Annotated in this window: 18 protein-coding genes, 7 tRNA genes and 1 pseudogene; 24 read left to right on the top strand and 2 right to left on the bottom strand. The window is 42.9% G+C overall.

The window, feature by feature from the left end:
• The first annotated feature begins 210 nt into the window (after nt 1–210).
• From ACTNB3_RS01720 to ACTNB3_RS01630, 19 genes are all read left to right on the top strand, one after another.
• A complete protein-coding gene (locus ACTNB3_RS01720) occupies nt 211–2,325 on the top strand; it encodes a glutamine synthetase III family protein (protein WP_441024287.1) in 2,115 nt (704 codons plus the stop codon).
• Nucleotides 2,326–2,523: 198 nt separating this feature from the next.
• Nucleotides 2,524–2,988 carry a DUF1700 domain-containing protein gene (locus ACTNB3_RS01715; protein ID WP_427807801.1) on the top strand — a complete coding sequence of 155 codons (465 nt, stop codon included), beginning with the start codon at nt 2,524–2,526 and terminating at the stop codon, nt 2,986–2,988.
• Between the two features lie 259 nt (nt 2,989–3,247).
• A complete protein-coding gene (locus ACTNB3_RS01710) occupies nt 3,248–3,475 on the top strand; it encodes a hypothetical protein (RefSeq protein WP_427818816.1) in 228 nt (75 codons plus the stop codon).
• A 175-nt stretch (nt 3,476–3,650) separates the two neighbouring features.
• A complete protein-coding gene (locus ACTNB3_RS01705) occupies nt 3,651–4,796 on the top strand; it encodes a THUMP domain-containing class I SAM-dependent RNA methyltransferase (protein WP_441024285.1) in 1,146 nt (381 codons plus the stop codon).
• Nucleotides 4,797–4,800: 4 nt separating this feature from the next.
• A complete protein-coding gene (locus ACTNB3_RS01700; RefSeq protein ID WP_427807795.1) occupies nt 4,801–5,406 on the top strand; it encodes an XTP/dITP diphosphatase in 606 nt (201 codons plus the stop codon).
• Complete coding sequence (locus tag ACTNB3_RS01695) at nt 5,403–5,888, top strand: metallophosphoesterase family protein (protein WP_427807793.1); 486 nt, start codon at nt 5,403–5,405, stop codon at nt 5,886–5,888. The genes ACTNB3_RS01700 and ACTNB3_RS01695 overlap by 4 nt, the downstream gene beginning before the upstream one ends.
• 123 nt (nt 5,889–6,011) lie before the next feature.
• Nucleotides 6,012–6,086, top strand: a tRNA-Pro gene (locus tag ACTNB3_RS01690).
• A gap of 8 nt (nt 6,087–6,094) precedes the next feature.
• Nucleotides 6,095–6,165: transfer RNA gene (locus ACTNB3_RS01685), tRNA-Gly, on the top strand.
• A 16-nt stretch (nt 6,166–6,181) separates the two neighbouring features.
• Nucleotides 6,182–6,255 (top strand) — tRNA-Arg (locus tag ACTNB3_RS01680).
• A 7-nt stretch (nt 6,256–6,262) separates the two neighbouring features.
• Nucleotides 6,263–6,336, top strand: a tRNA-His gene (locus ACTNB3_RS01675).
• Between the two features lie 70 nt (nt 6,337–6,406).
• Nucleotides 6,407–6,478 (top strand) — tRNA-Gln (locus tag ACTNB3_RS01670).
• Nucleotides 6,479–6,482: 4 nt separating this feature from the next.
• Nucleotides 6,483–6,555 (top strand) — tRNA-Lys (locus ACTNB3_RS01665).
• Between the two features lie 74 nt (nt 6,556–6,629).
• Nucleotides 6,630–6,709 (top strand) — tRNA-Leu (locus tag ACTNB3_RS01660).
• 221 nt (nt 6,710–6,930) lie between these two features.
• The gene (locus tag ACTNB3_RS01655) at nt 6,931–7,926 is read left to right on the top strand and encodes an ABC transporter substrate binding protein (protein ID WP_427807791.1); all 996 of its coding nucleotides are present in this window, start codon (nt 6,931–6,933) and stop codon (nt 7,924–7,926) included.
• A 156-nt stretch (nt 7,927–8,082) separates the two neighbouring features.
• Complete coding sequence (locus tag ACTNB3_RS01650) at nt 8,083–9,024, top strand: ABC transporter permease (RefSeq protein ID WP_427807790.1); 942 nt, start codon at nt 8,083–8,085, stop codon at nt 9,022–9,024.
• Nucleotides 9,024–9,827 (top strand): ABC transporter ATP-binding protein, encoded by an 804-nt coding sequence (locus ACTNB3_RS01645; protein WP_427807788.1) that lies wholly within the window; start codon nt 9,024–9,026, stop codon nt 9,825–9,827. Before ACTNB3_RS01650 ends, ACTNB3_RS01645 begins: the two co-directional genes overlap by 1 nt.
• A 25-nt stretch (nt 9,828–9,852) precedes the next feature.
• Nucleotides 9,853–11,067: a glycosyltransferase family 4 protein gene (locus ACTNB3_RS01640; RefSeq protein ID WP_427807786.1), complete on the top strand. Its 1,215-nt coding sequence runs from the start codon at nt 9,853–9,855 to the stop codon at nt 11,065–11,067.
• A gap of 147 nt (nt 11,068–11,214) precedes the next feature.
• Nucleotides 11,215–11,898, top strand: coding sequence for a PHP domain-containing protein (locus ACTNB3_RS01635; RefSeq protein ID WP_427807784.1), 684 nt, complete (start codon nt 11,215–11,217; stop codon nt 11,896–11,898).
• Nucleotides 11,899–12,040: 142 nt separating this feature from the next.
• On the top strand, nt 12,041–12,979 hold the full coding sequence (locus tag ACTNB3_RS01630; protein WP_441024281.1) for a DMT family transporter: 939 nt from the start codon (nt 12,041–12,043) through the stop codon (nt 12,977–12,979).
• On the opposite strand, the gene ACTNB3_RS01625 is transcribed toward ACTNB3_RS01630, so the two are convergent.
• Nucleotides 12,980–13,162, bottom strand: a complete 183-nt coding sequence (locus ACTNB3_RS01625; protein WP_427807781.1) for a DUF6472 family protein — start codon at nt 13,160–13,162, stop codon at nt 12,980–12,982.
• A gap of 247 nt (nt 13,163–13,409) precedes the next feature.
• Here ACTNB3_RS01625 and ACTNB3_RS01620 point away from each other — a divergent pair, with 247 nt between their 5' ends.
• From ACTNB3_RS01620 to ACTNB3_RS01605, 4 genes are all read left to right on the top strand, one after another.
• Complete coding sequence (locus ACTNB3_RS01620; RefSeq protein WP_427807779.1) at nt 13,410–14,345, top strand: CobW family GTP-binding protein; 936 nt, start codon at nt 13,410–13,412, stop codon at nt 14,343–14,345.
• Nucleotides 14,346–14,362: 17 nt separating this feature from the next.
• A complete protein-coding gene (locus ACTNB3_RS01615) occupies nt 14,363–14,605 on the top strand; it encodes a thioredoxin family protein (protein WP_427818820.1) in 243 nt (80 codons plus the stop codon).
• Nucleotides 14,606–14,674: 69 nt separating this feature from the next.
• Nucleotides 14,675–15,619 (top strand): ROK family glucokinase, encoded by a 945-nt coding sequence (locus ACTNB3_RS01610; RefSeq protein WP_441024279.1) that lies wholly within the window; start codon nt 14,675–14,677, stop codon nt 15,617–15,619.
• A gap of 155 nt (nt 15,620–15,774) precedes the next feature.
• Nucleotides 15,775–16,839 carry a DnaJ C-terminal domain-containing protein gene (locus ACTNB3_RS01605; protein ID WP_441024277.1) on the top strand — a complete coding sequence of 355 codons (1,065 nt, stop codon included), beginning with the start codon at nt 15,775–15,777 and terminating at the stop codon, nt 16,837–16,839.
• A 49-nt stretch (nt 16,840–16,888) separates the two neighbouring features.
• On the opposite strand, the gene ACTNB3_RS01600 is transcribed toward ACTNB3_RS01605, so the two are convergent.
• On the bottom strand, nt 16,889–17,134 hold the full coding sequence (locus tag ACTNB3_RS01600; RefSeq protein WP_441024355.1) for a helix-turn-helix domain-containing protein: 246 nt from the start codon (nt 17,132–17,134) through the stop codon (nt 16,889–16,891).
• Nucleotides 17,135–17,424: 290 nt separating this feature from the next.
• Between ACTNB3_RS01600 and ACTNB3_RS01595 the strand changes: the two are divergent.
• Nucleotides 17,425–18,239: pseudogene (locus ACTNB3_RS01595) on the top strand (carbohydrate ABC transporter permease).
• Nucleotides 18,240–18,301: the final 62 nt, after the last annotated feature.

Below are 18,301 nucleotides of genomic sequence, written 5' to 3'. Positions count from 1 at the left end.
ATGAAAGTATTGGTGGATATGTTGAAAATCGCATAAGATGCTATGATGATTTGTGAAAAAATCCACAAAAAGGAAAAATTGTCTTGCATTTTTTGAAAAAAGAGTGTATCGTAAACGTATCTAAAAAGCAAATATATTTAGAACATGAACGAGGGCGTTCCGCATAAGGCGGGATGCCCTCACTTTTTGTATCAGGAAAGGAAGGTAGTTATGAGTAGTGAACTGTTTAATGTGGCAGATATTTTTGGCGAAGATGTATTCAATGATACTGTTATGCAGCAGAGACTGCCAAAGAAAGTTTATAAGAAACTGAAAGAGACAATTGAAGAGGGGAAAGAGCTGGATCTTGCAACTGCAGATGTAATTGCGCATGAGATGAAAGAATGGGCAATTGAAAAAGGTGCTACTCATTATACACATTGGTTCCAGCCGCTCACCGGTGTGACTGCTGAAAAGCATGATTCTTTCATTTCAGCACCGCTGCCGAGTGGTAAAGTATTAATGAGTTTTTCCGGAAAAGAACTGATCAAAGGTGAACCGGATGCCTCTTCATTCCCGTCAGGCGGACTGCGTGCCACCTTCGAAGCGAGGGGCTATACAGCGTGGGACTGCACTTCACCGGCATTTGTGAGAAAAGATGCAGGTGGGGCGATCCTCTGTATTCCTACAGCATTCTGCTCTTACACCGGTGAGGCGCTTGATGAGAAGACACCACTTCTTCGTTCGATGGAAGCGATTAATAAAGAATCGATCAGGCTTCTTCGCTTATTTGGAAATACAACATCCAAGAAAGTGACACCATCTGTTGGTCCTGAACAGGAATATTTTCTGGTAGATGCGAAGAAATTCATGCAGAGAAAAGATCTTATCTATACAGGACGTACATTGTTTGGAGCAATGCCTCCGAAAGGGCAGGAACTGGACGATCATTATTTTGGAACGATTCGTCAGAGAATCGCTGCTTTTATGAAAGATGTAAATGAGGAACTCTGGAAACTTGGCGTGGCTGCAAAAACACAGCATAATGAAGTTGCCCCGGCACAGCACGAACTTGCACCGATTTATGCCGAGGCAAATATTGCGGTAGATCATAATCAGATTGTAATGAAGACACTGAAAAAAGTTGCATGCGAACACGGCATGAAATGTCTTCTTCATGAAAAACCGTTTGCCGGTGTTAACGGTTCTGGTAAACATAATAACTGGTCTATTACAACAGATGACGGAATTAATCTTCTTGATCCGGGAAAAACTCCACACGAGAATATCCAGTTCCTTCTGGTACTTGCCTGCATTTTGAAAGCGGTAGATACCCATGCAGATCTGCTTCGTGAGTCTGCGGCAGATCCTGGTAATGATCATAGATTGGGAGCAAATGAAGCACCTCCGGCTATTATTTCTGTATTCCTTGGTGAGCAGCTTGAAGATGTTGTGGAACAGTTGATCAGTACAGGAGAGGCAACACACAGCCTTGCAGAAAGTAAATTGATGACAGGTGTGTCAACACTTCCTGATCTGACAAAAGATGCAACTGACCGAAACAGAACTTCACCGTTTGCGTTTACGGGAAATAAATTCGAGTTCCGTATGGTAGGTTCCCGTGATTCGATTGCAGGCCCGAATGTTGTATTGAACACAATCGTTGCAGAAGCTTTTTCTGAGGCATGTGATGTTCTGGAGAAAGCAGAAGATTTTGATGTTGCAGTACATAACTTAATCAAAGAATATCTGACGGAACATCAGAGAATTATTTTCAATGGCAATGGATATTCGGACGAATGGGTTGCAGAGGCTGAGAAACGCGGTCTTCCGAACATTAAGTCCATGGTGGAAGCAATTCCGGCGCTTACAACTGATAAAGCGGTAGATTTGTTCGGTAAATTCCATGTATTTACCAAAGCGGAACTGGAGTCCAGAGCTGAGATTAAATACGAGAATTATGCCAAGGCAATTAATATTGAAGCGAGAGCGATGATTGACATTGCTGCAAAACAGATTATCCCGGCAGTTGTGAAATATACAAAGACTCTCGCTGATACTGTAATCGCAGTTAAAGAGGCAGGAGCAGATGCTTCTGTTCAGGAAGAGATGCTTTCTGAAGTGACAGCACTTCTTGCAGAGGCTAAGAAAGCTCTGTCTGCTCTGTCTGATATTACAGAAGAAGCTGCTGAAAAAGAAGAAGGAAAAGTTCAGTCTGAATTTTATCATTTCAGTGTAGTACCGGCAATGGCAGCACTTCGTAAACCGGTGGATGAACTGGAAATGATTGTGGATAAGGAAGTATGGCCGATGCCTTCTTATGGAGATCTTCTGTTTGAAGTTTAAAACTCTGTGGGATAAAGTGGAAATTTTAGAAAAAGCATAGAAAATCATAATATAATTTTAAGACCTTAGACTTGGAAAGTGGAAGCTTTTATGCTACGCTAAGTCTAAGGTCTTTTTTGAAACAGAGAGTGGATTTTGGAAAATGCAGTTTGTTTCAGATGGGATAAAGCCAGTTGGAGAGTATAGAGGAGAACAAGGATGAGCAGAACAGAATTTTTGGAAAAATTAAGAGAAGCACTCGATCAGAATGTTTCACCGCATGTGGTACGGGAAAATGTAGAATATTACGGACGATATATCAATGAAGAGATGAGAAAGGGACGAAGCGAACAGGAGATACTGGAAGAATTGGGAGATCCCTGGGTGATTGCGAAGACGATCATTGACTCCGAGGAAGCGAAGAATGGCGGAGAGTATATTTATGAATCGAATAGTGGATATGGGGCAGCCGGTGGGGCCGGAAAGGATTACAGTACGAACCAGGTGAAAGTGTTCCGGTTTGATACATGGTGGAAAAAGCTGTTGCTTGTGCTGGTTGTTGTGGGTATTATCTGCGTTGTCGTTTCGATAATCACCGGATTAGTCAGCCTGATTGCACCAGTTGTGATTCCGATACTGATCATTATGCTACTGATAAAATTGATAAAAGGATCAAAGGAATAGAAGGGTACAATAAAAGACCGATAGGGGAGCTACCGGTCTTTTGAGGGGAGTATAAATAATTAATAAGGGGTTGTAGAAAGTGTTCTCTCTACAGAAATCAGTATAATATAAACTGGTAAAAAAATCAAGCAAAAATTAAAAAATCCTTAAGGTTCGCATAAAAAGGAAATGCCGGGAGATACTATAGTCTGTACCAGATACAAGCAAGTGGTGCTTGTAGCCGGAAAATGTTTATTAAATCAGGCAGGAGGAATATCAAATGGCAAAGAATTATAGCTCATCAGAGAGCAGCACAAACAAAAATTCGTATTCTTCGTATGGAAACGAACAGAGTAGAAATGCATCAGACAGGAATGCATCAAACAGAAACGCGTCAGACAGGAATGGGTCTAACAAAAATGCGTCAGGAAGAAACGCAGCGGACAAAAATGTATCTGACAGAAACAATGCTGGTCAGAACCGGAATGCGGGAAGTGACAAATACTAGAGTACTGCTGTAAAGGCTGGGGATGTGGTGCCGTTAAACAGGCACTGCATCCCCTGATTCTAATATCATATATAGATAAAAACGTCCAAAGGACGTTTTTTTGTTTGCAGGGAAGTGTTGACAAAACAGTATCAGTAAACGTAATATAGAATGGAAGAAAAACTGGAGGATACACATGGAAAAAATGGAGTTGATTGCACCCTGTCATTTTGGACTGGAATCGGTTCTTAAAAGAGAGGTGCTTGATCTGGGGTATGAAATAGCGTCGGTTGATGATGGAAGAGTAAGTTTCTGGGGAGATGCGCAGGCAATCTGCGATGCGAATATTTTTTTGCGCACGGCAGAACGCGTTCTTTTGAAGGTGGGCGCTTTTAAGGCAGAGACGTTTGAAGAATTATTTGATAAGACCAGAGCTCTGCCATGGGAGAGATATATACCGAAAAACGGAAAATTCTGGGTGACAAAAGCAGCGTCTGTTAAGAGTAAGCTATTTAGTCCTTCCGATATCCAGTCCATTATGAAGAAAGCAATGGTGGAAAGGCTGAAGGAATACTATGGGCTGGAATGGTTCCCGGAAGACGGAGCATCTTATCCGATTCGTGTTTTTTTGATGAAAGATGTTGTCACGATCGGAATTGACACTTCGGGTGTATCACTGCATAAGCGAGGATATCGTCAGATGAAAGTGAAGGCACCGATTACAGAGACCTTGGCTGCCGCTCTTATCATGCTTACACCATGGAAGAAAGAGCGGATTCTGGTAGATCCTTTCTGCGGAAGTGGAACATTTCCGATTGAGGCGGCGATGATGGCAGCGAATATGGCTCCGGGGATGAACCGTTCTTTCCTTGCGGAAGAATGGGATAATCTGATTCCCAAAAAGGCCTGGTATGATGCATTGGATGAGGCAAATGATCTGGTAGATGTGAATGTTTCAGTGGATATTCAAGGCTATGATATTGATGCAGAGGCGGTGAAGGCTGCCAGACAGAATGCGAAGGATGCAGGAATGGATCATTTGATCCATTTTCAGGAGCGAGCGGTGAAGGATCTGAGACATCCGAAAAAATATGGTTTTATTATCACGAACCCGCCCTATGGGGAACGTCTGGAAGAGAAAAAGAACCTTCCGGAGCTTTATCGCGAGTTTGGAGAAAGCTTCCGACTCCTGGATTCGTGGTCGGCGTACATGATTACAAGTTATGAGGACGCAGAACGATACTTTGGACGCAAGGCAGATAAAAACCGGAAAATATATAATGGAATGCTGAAAACGTATTTTTATCAGTTTATGGGACCGAAACCGCCGAAAAGAGGGTAGAGAGATGAAGATTATTTTTGCAACAGGAAATAAGAACAAAATGAAAGAAATCCGTATGATTCTGTCCGATCTGGGAATGGAGATACTTTCCATGAAGGAAGTTGGAATTGATGTGGAGGTTGAAGAAGACGGAAAGACGTTTGAAGAAAATGCAATGATCAAGGCGAAGGCAATCGCAGGCCTGGATAAAGTTAAGAATATGAATGCGATTGTTATGGCGGATGATTCCGGATTGGAGATTGATTATCTGAATAAAGAACCGGGGATTTATTCGGCGCGTTATGCTGGGACAGATACTTCCTATGATATTAAAAACAGCCTTCTCCTTTCAAGGATGAAAGGGGTTCCGGACGAAGAAAGGACGGCCCGGTTTGTCTGTGCGATTGCGGCAGTTTTCCCGGATGGAAGTCATGAAGTTGTGCGTGGAACGATGGAGGGGAAAATTGGATATGAGATTGCAGGGGGAAATGGATTTGGATATGATCCGATTTTCTATCTGCCGGAGTATGGGTGTACCTCAGCGGAGCTTGCTCCCGAGAAAAAAAATGAACTCAGTCACAGAGGAAAAGGACTCCGCATGATGCGTGAGATAATGGAGAAAAAATTATGAAAATTCTGATTGTGAGTGATACACATGGAAGACATTCAGCGTTTGACAAGGCATTAAAAGAAGCGGGAAAGATTGATGCGCTGGTTCATCTTGGCGATACCGAAGGTGGCGAAGATTACATAGAAGCAGTTTGTGGATGCCCGGCATACGTGCTTGCGGGAAATAATGATTTTTTCTCTGATAATCTCAGAGAAATGGAGGTTGTGTTCGGTACTAAAAAAGCGTTTATGACACATGGGCATTATTATTATGTATCATTGGGCCCGGAGCGGATCATCGAAGAGGGGAAAATGAGAAATGCAGATATTGTCATGTTTGGACATACGCATAAGCCGTTTCTGGAAATGATTGACGGCATGATTGTCTTGAATCCGGGAAGCCTTTCTTATCCTCGGCAGGAAGGAAGAAAAGGCAGTTATATTATGATGGAGATCGAACCGGATTGTGATGTGAAATGCGAGATTAAATATCTGGATAAATAACTGTAAAAAATATTGAAAAATAATAAAAATTATTGTTGACAAGCGAGAAAACATATTATATAATAATTCTTGCGTCACGGGTAGTGATGTTGATCGCAAATGATGAATCATGCGAAGTGTTATCGGGGTGTGGCTCAGCTTGGCTAGAGCGCCTGGTTTGGGACCAGGAGGTCGCAGGTTCGAATCCTGTCACCCCGATAGGTTATGCGGGTGTAGTTCAATGGTAGAACACCAGCCTTCCAAGCTGGATACGTGGGTTCGATTCCCATCACCCGCTTGGCTGAATGCCATATGTGTTTGTAGCTCAGTTGGATAGAGCAACGGCCTTCTAAGCCGTGGGTCGGGGGTTCGAATCCCTCCAAGCACGTTTTATGGTGGGTATAGCGCAGTTGGTTAGCGCGCCAGATTGTGGCTCTGGAGGCCCAGGGTTCGAATCCCTGTATCCACCCTTCCATTTATAGAGGGTAAAAAAAGGCAAGCAGAGATGCTGGCATTTTTTTTATTAAATGGGATTTTATTGGGTCATCGCCAAGCGGTAAGGCACAGGACTTTGACTCCTGCATTCGTTGGTTCGAATCCAACTGGCCCAGGTAAGGGCGTGTAGCTCAGTCGGTAGAGCACTTGACTTTTAATCAAGTTGTCCGGGGTTCGAATCCCCGCACGCTCATGAGTCGGAAAGAAATGATTTCCGGATTAATAATCCAGTTCGATTTAGAGGAAAGCGAGTGGATTCAAGATTATGCGGATGTGGCGGAACTGGCAGACGCGCCAGACTTAGGATCTGGTGGGCAACCGTGCAGGTTCGATTCCTGTCATCCGCAGTTTAGTCGTGATTCTTTGAATAGTCAAGGGGTTGCGACTTTTTATTATCTGAAAATAGTTGTTCTCTGGCCATGAGGGCTGACAGTTATAGATGGGGGCCGGCAAAATATCTTGACTAAATCAGTAAAAAGTTGTATAATCAGACACGTGAAAAATTTAGCGCGTTAAAGTGCGACGGTTTTACTCTGACAAAGTAAGACAAATGACAGGAGGCAATATTATGAAAATGAAGAAAGCATTAGCAGTGTTTCTTGCAACTGTAATGACACTGGCACTTGTTGCATGCGACGGCAAGTCAACGACAAGTGAAGCAGAATCATCAGGAGATTCCGCAAAGGTTTATAAGATTGGTATTTGTCAGCAGTTGGAACATCCGGCATTGGACCAGGCAACACAGGGATTCAAAGATGCCTGTGAAGAAAAGTTTGGTAAAGACAATGTGACCTTTGATGTTCAGAATGGACAGGGCGAGCAGGCTAACTGTGCTACGATTGCAAATAACTTTGTTGCTGATAATGTAGATCTGATTCTTGCAAACGCAACAACAGCACTTCAGTGTGCAGCGGCAGCAACGGACAGTATTCCGATTCTGGGAACATCTGTAACAGACTATGCAACAGCTCTTGATATTAAGGACTGGAGTGGATCTACAGGAATGAACATTTCCGGAACATGCGACCTGGCTCCGATTGATGAACAGGCTAAGATGCTGGTTGAGCTCTTACCGGATGCAAAGACAGTTGGAATTCTTTTTTGCTCAGCGGAACCGAACTCTGCATATCAGGCAAAATTATTTACGGAAGCTATGAAAGAAGAAGGAATTGAATGTAAAGAATTTACAGCAGCAGATTCGAATGAGATTCAATCTGTCGTCAATTCAGCAATTTCTGAATGTGATGCACTTTACATTCCAACAGATAATACAATGGCTGGAAATACAGAAGTAATTAATAACATCTGCCTGCCGGCTAAGAAGCCGATCATTGCTGGAGAACAGGGAATCTGTTCAGGGTGCGGTATCGCAACTCTGTCTATCAGCTATTATGATATCGGATACAGAGCTGGTGAGATGGCTTACGAGGTTCTGGTAAATGGCGCTGATATATCAACGATGGAAATTGAAACAGCTCCGGAAGTAACCAAGATGTACAATCCTACGATTTGCGAAGAACTTGGCATCGAGATTCCGGAAGGATACGAAGCAATTGAAGAATAGTTTTTGAGAATAACGGAATCTGATTTCCGGACAGGGCTGCCTCTCTGAACAAGTGGGTTTGGAGGGACAGTCCTTTCTTGGGAAATGGAAATAAATCATTACAAGCTGAATTTCTGTAGATTTTGAGGAAAGGAGGCAAAAAGAAAGGAAGAAGACATGGTAACAACGTATTTTGCATCTCTTGATCCAATGTCTCTTGTGCGTGCACTTCCAGGAAATATTGCGCAGGGAGTCATTTGGGGAATTATGGCACTTGGAGTGTATATTACATACCGGATCCTTGATTTCGCGGATTTGACGGTAGATGGATCCCTTGCAACAGGAGGAGCGGTGGCTGTTATGTTGATCCGCGGCGGCATGGATCCGGCACTGGCACTTGCTTTTGCTTTTCTTGCGGGAATGGCTGCAGGATTTGTTACAGGGATACTGCACACCGTATTCGGAATTCCGGGAATCCTGGCCAGTATTCTGACTCAGATCAGTTTGTATTCGGTCAATCTCGGAATCATGGGTAAATCGAATCAGGCAATCAATGTTATGCAGTATGATCTGGTGGCATCTCTTCGATATGTTACCGGAGAAGGAAGGGGTTATTTCTTTCTGAAATTGCTGATTTGGGCTGTTTTACTGATTGCTGTTATTTACTGGTTCTTTGGGACAGAACTCGGAGCGTCCATCCGTGCAACCGGATGCAACCAGCAGATGGCACGAGCTCAGGGAATCAATACTGGGTTCAACAAAGTTCTGGCACTTATGATCTCCAATGGACTTGTGGGACTCAGCGGTGGAATATATGCTCAGTATCAGGGCGCTGCCGATGTCAATATGGGACGTGGAGCAATCGTAATTGGTCTGGCAGCAGTTATTATCAGCGAAGTACTTTTCGGTAAATTCTGTTCAGGAAAGAAAATCGCATTTGCTTTGACTCTTGGCGCAGTATTTGTTGGTGCAATTATTTATTATATTGTAATCGCCTTTGTACTCTGGCTGAAGATGCCGTCAGATTACATGAAACTGTTCTCTGCAGTTGTAGTTGCATGCTTCCTTGCGATTCCTTACATGAAGGAAAAGTACTTACAGAAACGGAGGACAATGTAATGGGATATTTACTTGAAATTCAGGATATACATAAGACTTTTAACCCGGGAACGATCAATGAGAAGGTGGCGCTTGATGGAGTGAATCTGAATCTGAATCCCGGAGATTTTGTTACTGTTATTGGTGGAAATGGTGCCGGAAAATCCACAACATTGAATGCAATCGCGGGTGTCTGGAGTGTGGATAAAGGGAAGATTATTATCGATGGCGTGGATATTACAAAGCTTTCTGAACATAAACGTGCAATTTATCTCGGAAGAGTGTTCCAAGATCCGATGACTGGTACTGCGGCAACGATGTCGATCGAGGAAAATATGGCAATTGCTGCAAGGCGCGGAGAACGAAGAGGGCTTGGCTGGGGCATTACCAGAAAAGAAAGAGAAAGCTACAAAGAGGCACTTCGTGAGCTGGACCTGGGGCTGGAAGAAAGACTGAATAGTAAAGTGGGACTTCTTTCAGGTGGTCAGAGACAGGCGATTACTTTGTTGATGGCGTCTCTTAAGAAGCCGAAACTACTTCTTCTTGATGAGCATACAGCGGCGCTGGATCCAAAGACGGCAGCGAAAGTGCTTGCTATTTCAGATAAAATCATTCAGGAACATCAGTTGACCGCAATGATGGTCACACATAATATGAAAGATGCTATTGCACATGGAAACAGACTGATCATGATGCATGAAGGTAAGATCATCTACGATGTTTCAGGAGAAGAGAAAAAGAAATTGCATGTATCAGATTTGCTGGCTAAGTTCGAAGAAGTAAGTGGCGGCGAATTCGCAAATGATAGAATGATGCTGTCATAAATCGGATGCAGGAGAGAATGATGATATGAGAATATTAAGCGTTACCGCTCAGAAGCCCGATAGTACCGGAAGTGGTATCTATCTGACAGAGCTGGTGAGGGGATTTGAAAAAATGGGACATGAGCAGGCTGTCATAGCCGGAATTGGAAGGAAAGATACGATGCGTTTTCCTGACGGTGTAGAATGCTTTCCGGTATACTTTGAATCTGGCGATCTGCCGTTCCCAATTGCGGGCATGTCAGACGAGATGCCGTATAAAAGCACCAGATATTCTGATATGACGGATGTGATGACAGAGCAGTTTATGAGAACATTTCGCAGTCAGATACGTTATGCAGTGAAGAAATTCAGACCGGATGTAATTTTATGCCATCATTTGTATTTCCTGACAGCAATGGCCAGGGAAATCTGTCCGGGCATCCGGGTATATGGAATTGCGCATGGGTCAGATATCCGGCAGATTAAGAAAAATGCATGGGAGAGAGAATATATTCGGGAACAGATCCGAAAGCTGGATGGTATTTTTGCTTTACATCAGGAGCAGAGCTGGGAAATTTGTGAGTGTTACGGCTGTCATCCGGAGCTGATTGAGGTGGTTGGAACCGGGTATAACAGTGAGATATTCTGCATTGATGAGGAACGTAAGAAACAGAAAAAAGAAGACAAAGTACGAATTATTTTTGCCGGGAAGATTTCTGAGAAAAAGGGAGTAAAAAGTCTGATCCGATCCATGGACAGGGTGGACGAGAAGTTGAAAAAAACAGGAAGAGACGTGGAACTGGTTCTGGCGGGAGGCTATGGAGATGAGGAGGAATTCCGTACGATTCTTAAGGTGGCGGAGGAATGTCCCTGCCAGATAAGATTTCTGGGAAAACTTGCACAAAGAGAACTTGCCGCAGAACTGAATCGAAGCGATATTTTTGTACTGCCTTCGTTCTATGAGGGACTTCCGCTTGTTGTGATTGAGGCACTGGCGTGTGGTCTGCATACAGTGTGTACGGATCTCCCTGGAATTCGGCCGTGGCTGGATAGGAATATACCGGGGAATGGCACTGTTTTTGTAGAACCTCCTTGTATGGTGAATGAAGATGAGCCGTTGGAAGAAGACCTTCCTGAATTTGAAAAAAATCTGGCGGATGCTATTTTGAAAGCGAAGAGTATGCCGCTCCCACAGAAAGAAGGACTGGAAGCAGTGTCGTGGGATGGACTCTGTGAAAGATTGACAGAGTTGATGCGGTAGAAAACTGAATTATAGAGAATATCAATATGTGAAGGAAATATATTGCAAATATCAATTAGCAAGGCTGCATGGTTTCGTGCTAAGATTAGCTTAGTAATTATGCGGAAACAACGAATATTTATTGGCGGTAAATATGGAGGGAACCAGATGTTAATTGATATGCATATGCATGAGATGAGATATTCGGGAGACAGTTTTCTTAAGCTGGAGATTATGGTGGAATTGGCGAAAGCAAGAGGTCTGGATGCAATCTGTATTACAGATCATGATAATATGGGAATCCGGGACTTTGCGGAAGAGTATTCAGAAAAGACGGGTTTTCCGATTTTTACGGGTATTGAATTTTTCTCGCTTCAGGGAGATATTGTGGCAATGGGAATAAAGGAGTATCCCAGGGAAAGAATTCCGGCTCAGGAATTTATTACTATGGTAAAGGAGCAGGGGGGAATGTGCTTTTCTGCACATCCGTTCCGAAATAACAATCGCGGACTGGAAGAGAATCTGAAGTTGGTTCATGGTTTGGACGGAGTAGAAGTGCTGAATGGAAGTACGCTCTATGATGCGAATAAAAAGGCTGCGGAGTACGCCAGAATGCTGGGACTGGCAACGATTGGTTCTAGTGATTGTCATGTACCGGAGAAGTTGGGACTTTATGCGACATTTTTCCCGGAAAAAATTCAGACGGTTGAAGAGCTGGTGAAACAAGTAAAAGAAAGAAAATGCCGTCCGGCTTATTATGCAAACGGCAGTTATCATCTCTGGGATATGGAAAGTCCGATTGACGCGCCGTTTGTAATCCGAGATCAGTCGTCTGTGGCTTGTGCAGGATAGAAAATTTATTTTCGTACATTTTTGCTTTGCGTTGAAAGTCATAGAATTCTGTGGTATGATAAAAAATGAATAGAAAAACGAAGAGAAGCCGGGAGTTTTACTTCCGGCTTTCAAAAATTTTGATGGATAAGGAATGAAAAGCATGATGAAATTAAAAGAAAGTACAATGAGAAAGACATGGGTAGTATGCCTGCTTGCCATGATCTGTTGTCTGTTATGGGGAAGCGCATTTCCATGTATCAAAGTTGGATATAAGTTGTTTCAGGTGGATTCGACTGATACGGCGGCACAAATATTGTTTGCGGGATGCAGATTTACACTGGCAGGGGTGCTCGTGATTCTGTTTGGAGCCGTTCTCCAGAGAACATTCCTGAAGCCGGGAAGAACAGCAATCGCAAAGATCATCAAGATTTCCCTGCTTCAGACGGTACTGCAGTATTTCTTCTTCTACGTGGGGCTTGCACACACAACAGGTGTGAAGGGGTCTATCGTAGAGGCGTCCAATGTGTTTTTGTCGATTCTTGTATCCAGCATGTTGTTCCGCATGGAGAAACTGGATGCAAAGAAAATAATCGGATGCATGATCGGCTTTGCAGGAGTGGTGATTATTAACTTGAGCGGAAACGATGTGAGTATGAGCTTTAACCTGATGGGGGATGGATTTGTATTTATTTCCGCACTCGCTTATGCGTTTTCCTCAGTGTTGATCAAGAAATATTCTCAGACGGAGAATCCGGTTATGCTAAGCGGATATCAGTTTCTGCTTGGTGGAATCATTATGGTGGCAGGAGCGACTGCGGCGGGAGGCCGTCTTACGGCGGTTAGCGTAAAAGGCGGGATGCTCCTCCTTTATATGGCACTGATTTCGGCAGTCGCTTACACATTGTGGGGAATTCTTCTGAAATATAATCCGGTTTCTAAAGTGTCAATTTTCGGATTTACCAATCCGGTATTCGGAGTAATTCTTTCGGCATTGATTCTGGGAGAAGGAAGTGCGTTTGGAATGAGTGGGGGGATTGCACTGGTTCTGGTATGTGCAGGTATTTTTATTGTAAATTGGACAAAACCGGAAAAAGAATAGTTACATCTGTTTGCGTACGACGCGATATTCATCACCACAACGATAATAAGGACACTGATAGCTGTGGTCTGTCATAAAACGCACCATCTCGTCCTCATCCAGATTCCGGTCACAGGTGTAACATTCATAATCGTCATCATAGATGTAATAAGTGCAGGTATCGCAGCAGCTTGCTTTAGTCATGGATAAATCTCCTTTCAAGTATGCCGTCAGATGGCAGAGTTAAAGAATCATAGTTACTATAAAGATATTACACAGGAAAAAAAGGAAAGTCAATCATGGGCTTTCTTTTTTTCTAATCATATTGAAAAGATTCTATGTATGTGATAAACTAATGTATAGAAATGCTTCAATGTGAGAATGAGAGTATAAGAACAAACTGGCAGGATAATCTGTATAACTAATAAAAAGAAAGGTAGTGTAAAGGAAAATGGGGAAAACAAAATTGTACATTCTGACCGGATTTTTAGGATCCGGGAAAACTACGGTATTGCAGAAAATATTGGAAAAACTGGAAGGAAAACGAACAGGAATCATTCAGAATGAATTGGGGAAGCTGAGTATTGACGGAACCGTTTTAAGAGATGATGATATCAAAATGGTTGAGCTTACGCGCGGATCGATTTTCTGTAGTTGTCTGAAGCTTTCATTCGTACAGGCTTTGACAGAAATGGCAAAGGAAGCGTTTGATTACCTTTTTGTAGAAAGTTCCGGATTTGGAGATCCGTCTAATCTGGAAGAAATTCTGGAGGCGGTAAGAATCACGGCAGGCGGAGATGTGTATGATTTTCAGGGAACCATCTGCCTGGTTGATTGTGTGAATTTTATGGATCAGATTGTTGATCAGGAGACGGTAGATCGTCAGTTGAAACATTGTAACCTGGCGGTTCTTACAAAAACAGACTTGTCGGATGAACAGAAAATCATGGAAATCTGTGGAAAAATTCGGGAAATCAATCCGGTATGTCCGATTGTACAAAGTGAAAATGGTAATTTGAGTCTGGATTTTCTGAATCAAGATCTGCTGAAATATCAGTGGGCAGAGTGTGAAGAGACGACAAATTCTGTTGAAACGAAACCGAAGACACTTTATATGGAATTTGAAGGTGAGGTCGCGAAGGAAAGTCTGGATGAATTCCTCAGAACGATGTCACCGGATGTGCACAGAATCAAAGGATTCTTCCAAGTGCAGGAGGAAGGATGGCAGAAAGTAGATGTTGTTGGAAAGAAAATTGATTATGCACCATATGAACCCCAGGAAAAGTCACAGCTTGTTTTTATTTCTAAGATTGGTACGGCGGTGATCAAGAAGATTTTTGCTGCCTGGGAAGATAAAGTAGGATTACCGATGAAATTGAAGAACTAGAATGCGGGAGGTTGCTTATGAATATTAAAGTGATAGGGAGCGGATGCGACAAATGCGATAAGGTCTATGCATTGGTGCAGGAAGCAGTGGAAGAACTGGCACTGGAAGCAGAGATTGAAAAGGTAGAAGATCTGATTGAAATTGTAAAACTGGGAGTAATGTCTGCGCCGTCCATCATGATAGACGGAAAAGTGGTTATCAGTGGGCAGGTGCCGACGAAAGAAAAAATAAAGAAAATTTTGGAACGTGTGATGTTGTAAAGACATTGTAAATTCCAGGGTTTTTTTGTATAATGTGAAGAAGAAATATTCAATAGGAGGACAGGGGCTATGAAGAAATATATTTTTGGTGTTGACCTTGGAGGAACGACGGTTAAGATGGGATTATTTTTATCTTCAGGAGAATTGTTACATACCTGGGAGATACCTACCAGAACTGAGAAAGGCGGAAAATATATTCTGGGAGATATAGCGGACTCCGTGATTGAAACCTTAAGAGAAAGAGAAATCAGTAAAGACGATGTGGAAGGAATCGGAATCGGTGTTCCGGGACCGGTAGGAGCAGACGGAACTGTTTTCAAGTGTGTGAATCTTGGATGGGGTGTGTTCAATGTGGCTGACCGTCTGCAGGAATTGACCGGATTGAAAGTGAAAGCGGGCAACGATGCCAATGTTGCAGCTCTGGGTGAGATGTGGCAAGGAGGCGGTAAAGGTTGTCACAGTATTGTCATGATCACACTCGGAACCGGAATCGGAGGAGGAATCATCCTGAATGGAGAGATTCTTTCTGGAACAAACGGAGCAGCCGGTGAAGTGGGACATATTCCGGTTTGGGATGATGAAACAGAAATGTGCGGATGCGGAAAGAGAGGATGCCTGGAACAGTACGGTTCGGCAACGGGTATCGTCCGTGTGGCGAAAAGATATCTTAAGGCGCATGATGAGCCAAGTATTCTTCGGCAATATGATGACTTCACTGCAAAAGAAGTCTGTGATGCTGCGAAAGAGAATGATGCTATAGCGATTGAAATCCTCGATCTGGTGGGCAAAACACTCGGCAAAGCATTGGCGTGTATTTCATGTGTAGTGAATACGGAAGCTTTTGTTATTGGCGGCGGAGTATCAAGGGCAGGAAGTGTACTCTTGGATCCTATCGAAAAATATTTTAAAGAATATGCATTCCATGCAGCAAGAGATACCGAATTTAAGCTTGCCACATTAGGAAATAATGCCGGAATCTACGGCGGAGCGAAGATGATTGCAGGGAATGAGTAAATTATAATTTCAGAACTGTATTGAGCAGAGCGGGAACGAATTCTTTTAGAGGAATCGTTCCCTTTTCTAATGAAAAAAATTCAGAATTTTTAATTCTTGTGTTGACTTCCTTGAAAACGGGTGTTATATTACAAATAGAACAGAGGTGAGTGGATATGGGAACAAAAAGAGATTATTATGAAATACTTGGAATTAATAAAAATGCAGATGCTGCCACGATTAAAAAAGCATATCGTAAACTGGCCAAGAAGTATCATCCAGATACCAATCAGGGAAATAAAGAAGCAGAAATATGTTTCAAGGAAGTCAATGAAGCGTATGATGTGCTAAGTGATCCGGAGAAGAAGAAAGTTTATGACAGATTCGGGCATGCAGGTCTGGATGGAAATACAACTGGTTATAATCCTTATGGCAATGGATTTAATGGAAGCTATAGTGGCTCATACCGTGATCCGAATGGAAATTATCGGGAATACCATTTTGAAGGAAGCAATATGGATGATATTTTCGGAGATGTTTTTGGAGACATGTTCCGAGGAAATGCAGGAAGTGGCTTTGGAGGCCAAAGCTTTAGGGGAAATGGAAGCAGATTTTATGAAGGAGGTTTTGGAAGGGGAGGATTCCGTCAGGAGGACTTCCGGCAGAAAGGTGAAGACTACCATGCAGATATTTCTGTCAGCTTTGATGAGGCATTTCACGGGTGTGATAAGATTATTAGTCTGCAGGAACAGGGAACACAAGGTCAAAAAGTACGGTCCCTTCAGATTCATGTTCCTGCAGGAATGGAAGATGGCAAAAGTATTCGCCTGAAAGGAAAGGGTATGCCTGGAAGCGGTGGCGGAGAACCGGGAGACCTGCTTCTTAAAGTGCATGTCGGGCAGAAAGCAGGATTTGAACGAAAAGGAGCAGATATTTATACTACAGTCAATATTCCGTTTACAACAGCGGTGTTTGGTGGAGAAGTGACAGTGCCTACCGTGGATGGGCGTGTTGTGTGTAAAATACGGGAAGGAACACAATCGGGAAGCAAGATCCGTCTGAAAGGAAAGGGTGCCGTTTCTATGAAGAATCCAACTGTACATGGTGATCAGTATGTCACGGTGCAGATCCAGGTGCCATCTCCGGGACAACTAAGTCCTGAAGCAAGGCAGAAGCTGCGTGAGTACAGTCAGGCTTTGAGTGGAAGAGAAAAAAGTTGTGGCAGCAGCAGTGCTGCATAGGAGAACCGTCACACGGGCAGGCAATATGATCTGTCAGTGTGACGGTTTGCTATTTTTGATTCAGAAAGCTTTTTCGATATTGGGAAGGAGAAACTCCGACAATGTGCCGGAACATTTTGGAAAAAGCCAGAGCGTCATTATATCCGACGCTTAATGCGATATCCTGAATAGAATCGGTGGTTTCCTCCAGGAATTCTTTCGCTTTGTCCATGCGGTACTGCAATAAATATTCTTTTGGTGCCAGATTCAGATTTTGCTTAAAAATGTTAAATAAATAAGAACGTGTGATTCCGATGTAATCTGCGATATCTGAGATCTGGATATTACGATGTAATCTGCGATATCTGAGATCTGGATATTACGGTTATAGTTAAATTGTATAAATTGCAGAGCATGCTCAAAGTAAGTGCTGCTTGAGTAGTCATACTGAGGTTTTTCCGGTGTTGAAGTGGAGGCTTGTTTTGATTCTGTAAGTAAAGCAAACAGATGAAACAAAGTCCCGCATCTTTTCAATTCGTTGGTAAGCGTCATCTGGTGAGCTTCCAGCATTTCGTATATTAAAGCACTGAATTTTTCCGGGGGAAGATGTCTAAAAAATCGAAGATAATCATTTATGTATTATTGACACTTGTTGCAATCTACTTTTTGTTCCCTTTCATCTATATGTTCTTTTCTGCATTTAAGACAGAGGCAGAAGCAGTAGCATATCCGCCGAACTTTTTCCCGGAGAACTGGAACTGGGGGAATTTTATTGATGCGTGGAAGGCGCAGCCATTCGAAAATTCTTTTTGAATTCCTTAACGGTAACTGTACTTTCTGCGGTGGGATCTATGGCTTCAGCAGCCGTAGTTGCTTACGGATTTGCCAGATATAACTTTAAAGGTAAAAACATTCTGTTTATGATCCTTTTATCAACGATGATGATTCCGTGGGATGTAACCATGATTCCACAGTACATGGAGTTTAAATGGTTCGGATGGATCAATACGTTGAAACCGCTGATCGTGCCATCATGGTTCGGTTCGGCATACTACATATTCCTGATGCGTCAGTTCCTTGCCGGTATTCCGAGAGATTATGAAGAGGCAGCCAGAATCGACGGGGCCAATGATTTCCAGATTTTTTATAAAATATTCGTGCCAATTATGAAACCATCACTTATACTGGTAGGTGTATTGAATATGATTGCAGCATGGAATGACTATCTGGGACCATTGATTTTCTTACAGGACAGAGACAAATATACTCTGGCTTTGGGACTTGCAGCATTTAAGGGAGTACATTCAGAAAAGATCATTCCTATGTTGTGTATTACGATTATCATGATCATACCGCCAATCATTGTCTTCTTATTTGCGCAAAAATATATTGTTGAGGGAACCAGCGGTTCTATTAAATAAATATTTGGGGGAGATAGTTGAGGGAAGCGGTGAGGGATCATTGCTTCCCTTTGTATCTGATG

The sequence above is a fragment of the Bariatricus sp. HCP28S3_D3 genome (assembly GCF_052065755.1).
In the GTDB taxonomy this organism is placed as follows: Bacteria; Bacillota; Clostridia; order Lachnospirales; family Lachnospiraceae; genus Allocoprococcus.
This window is presented reverse-complemented; position numbering and strand designations above follow the sequence as displayed.

What these genes read in the sequence shown, in the direction of transcription:
- ACTNB3_RS01695 (WP_427807793.1), top strand. Translation starts at nt 5,403, where the DNA reads ATGAAAATTCTGATTGTGAGTGATACACATGGAAGACATTCAGCGTTT.
- ACTNB3_RS01700 (WP_427807795.1), top strand. Translation starts at nt 4,801, where the DNA reads ATGAAGATTATTTTTGCAACAGGAAATAAGAACAAAATGAAAGAAATC.
- ACTNB3_RS01605 (WP_441024277.1), top strand. Translation starts at nt 15,775, where the DNA reads ATGGGAACAAAAAGAGATTATTATGAAATACTTGGAATTAATAAAAAT.
- ACTNB3_RS01640 (WP_427807786.1), top strand. Translation starts at nt 9,853, where the DNA reads ATGAGAATATTAAGCGTTACCGCTCAGAAGCCCGATAGTACCGGAAGT.
- ACTNB3_RS01635 (WP_427807784.1), top strand. Translation starts at nt 11,215, where the DNA reads ATGTTAATTGATATGCATATGCATGAGATGAGATATTCGGGAGACAGT.
- ACTNB3_RS01620 (WP_427807779.1), top strand. Translation starts at nt 13,410, where the DNA reads ATGGGGAAAACAAAATTGTACATTCTGACCGGATTTTTAGGATCCGGG.
- ACTNB3_RS01720 (WP_441024287.1), top strand. Translation starts at nt 211, where the DNA reads ATGAGTAGTGAACTGTTTAATGTGGCAGATATTTTTGGCGAAGATGTA.
- ACTNB3_RS01650 (WP_427807790.1), top strand. Translation starts at nt 8,083, where the DNA reads ATGGTAACAACGTATTTTGCATCTCTTGATCCAATGTCTCTTGTGCGT.
- ACTNB3_RS01715 (WP_427807801.1), top strand. Translation starts at nt 2,524, where the DNA reads ATGAGCAGAACAGAATTTTTGGAAAAATTAAGAGAAGCACTCGATCAG.
- ACTNB3_RS01655 (WP_427807791.1), top strand. Translation starts at nt 6,931, where the DNA reads ATGAAAATGAAGAAAGCATTAGCAGTGTTTCTTGCAACTGTAATGACA.
- ACTNB3_RS01615 (WP_427818820.1), top strand. Translation starts at nt 14,363, where the DNA reads ATGAATATTAAAGTGATAGGGAGCGGATGCGACAAATGCGATAAGGTC.
- ACTNB3_RS01630 (WP_441024281.1), top strand. Translation starts at nt 12,041, where the DNA reads ATGATGAAATTAAAAGAAAGTACAATGAGAAAGACATGGGTAGTATGC.
- ACTNB3_RS01710 (WP_427818816.1), top strand. Translation starts at nt 3,248, where the DNA reads ATGGCAAAGAATTATAGCTCATCAGAGAGCAGCACAAACAAAAATTCG.
- ACTNB3_RS01625 (WP_427807781.1), bottom strand. Translation starts at nt 13,162, where the DNA reads ATGACTAAAGCAAGCTGCTGCGATACCTGCACTTATTACATCTATGAT.
- ACTNB3_RS01610 (WP_441024279.1), top strand. Translation starts at nt 14,675, where the DNA reads ATGAAGAAATATATTTTTGGTGTTGACCTTGGAGGAACGACGGTTAAG.
- ACTNB3_RS01705 (WP_441024285.1), top strand. Translation starts at nt 3,651, where the DNA reads ATGGAAAAAATGGAGTTGATTGCACCCTGTCATTTTGGACTGGAATCG.
- ACTNB3_RS01645 (WP_427807788.1), top strand. Translation starts at nt 9,024, where the DNA reads ATGGGATATTTACTTGAAATTCAGGATATACATAAGACTTTTAACCCG.